General features: G+C 66.3%; 2 protein-coding genes. Both read right to left on the bottom strand.

The genetic code is table 11. From position 1 onward, the window contains the following. A partial coding sequence (locus AB0G52_RS41110) for an alpha-amylase family glycosyl hydrolase (protein ID WP_361344404.1) occupies positions 1-1019 on the bottom strand: 1019 nt, incomplete at its 3' end. Further along, positions 1016-1440 (bottom strand): DUF3459 domain-containing protein (locus AB0G52_RS41115; RefSeq protein ID WP_132894596.1); only part of this gene is annotated, 425 nt, incomplete at its 5' end. The genes AB0G52_RS41110 and AB0G52_RS41115, both read right to left, overlap by 4 nt.

A 1440-nucleotide genomic window follows, 5' to 3' on the forward strand; every position in this document is an offset into this window, starting at 1 on the left:
TCGTCGGTGACCATCTCCAGGGTCAGCTCGTCGTGGTTGCGCAGGAAGATGCCCCACTGGCAGCCGGACGGGATGGCCGGGGTCTTGGCGAGGATCTCCGAGACGGGGTAGCGGGACTCGCGGCGCACGGCCATGAAGATCCGCGGCATGACCGGGAAGTGGAACGCCATGTGGCACTCGTCCCCGCCGCTGCGGTAGTCGCCGAAGTAGTCGACGACGTCCTCCGGCCACTGGTTGGCCTCCGCGAGGAGCACCTTGTCCGCGTATTGGGCGTCGATCTCCTTGCGCACCCGCTTCAGGAACTCGTGGGTCGCGGGCAGGTTCTCGCAGTTGGTGCCCTCGTGCTGGTAGAGGTACGGCACCGCGTCCAGGCGGAAGCCGTCGATGCCGAGGTCGAGCCAGAACCGGAGCGCGGAGATGATCTCCTCCTGCACCGCCGGGTTCTCGTAGTTGAGGTCGGGCTGGTGGGAGAAGAAGCGGTGCCAGTAGTACTGCTTGCGGACCGGGTCGTAGGTCCAGTTGGACGCCTCGGTGTCGACGAAGATGATCCGCGCGTCCTGGTACTGCTTGTCGTCGTCCGCCCAGACGTAGTAGTCGCCGTAGGGACCGTCCGGGTCCCTTCTCGACTCCTGGAACCACGGGTGCTGGTCGCTGGTGTGGTTCATGACGAAGTCGATGATGACGCGCATCCCGCGCTGGTGGGCCGCGTCGACGAACTCCACGAAGTCGGCCAGGTCGCCGAACTCCGGGAGCACCGCGGTGTAGTCGGAGACGTCGTAACCGCCGTCCCGCAGCGGGGACTTGAAGAAGGGCGGCAGCCAGAGGCAGTCGACGCCGAGCCACTGGAGGTAGTCGAGCTTGGCGGTCAGGCCCTTGAGGTCGCCGATGCCGTCGCCGTTGCTGTCCTGGAAGGAACGCACCAGGACCTCGTAGAAGACCGCGCGTTTGAACCAGTCGGGGTCCCGGTCCTTTGCGGGAGTGTCCTCGAAGGTGTCCGGGACGGGTTCGTTGACGATCATATTGTGGGTGACCCTCCGATCTGCGGGGACGGTCGCAGGACGGTGAAGATGTGCGCGGCCCGGTGCCCCGGGTCGAGGCGCACGTAGTTGGTCCTGCCCCAGTTGAAGGTTTCGCCGGTGAGCTCGTCGCGCACCGGCACCGACTCGTGCCAGTTCAGGCCGAGTTGCGGCATGTCCAACGAGACCGTGGCCTCCTGGGTGTGGTGGGGGTCGAGGTTGACGACCACCAGAACCGTGTTCGAACCGCTCCGCTTGCTGTAGACGATCACCGCTTCCTTGTCGGCGTGGTGGAAGTGGAGGTCGCGCAGTTGCCGCAGCGCCGGGCTGGCGCGTCGGACGGCGTTGAGGCGGGTGATGAGCGGTGCGATGCCCTCCGTCTCCGCGCGCTCCCAGTCCCGGGGCTTGAGCTGGTACTTCTCCG

It is taken from the genome of Streptomyces sp. NPDC021562, from assembly GCF_040640875.1.
Lineage (GTDB): Bacteria > Actinomycetota > Actinomycetes > Streptomycetales > Streptomycetaceae > Streptomyces.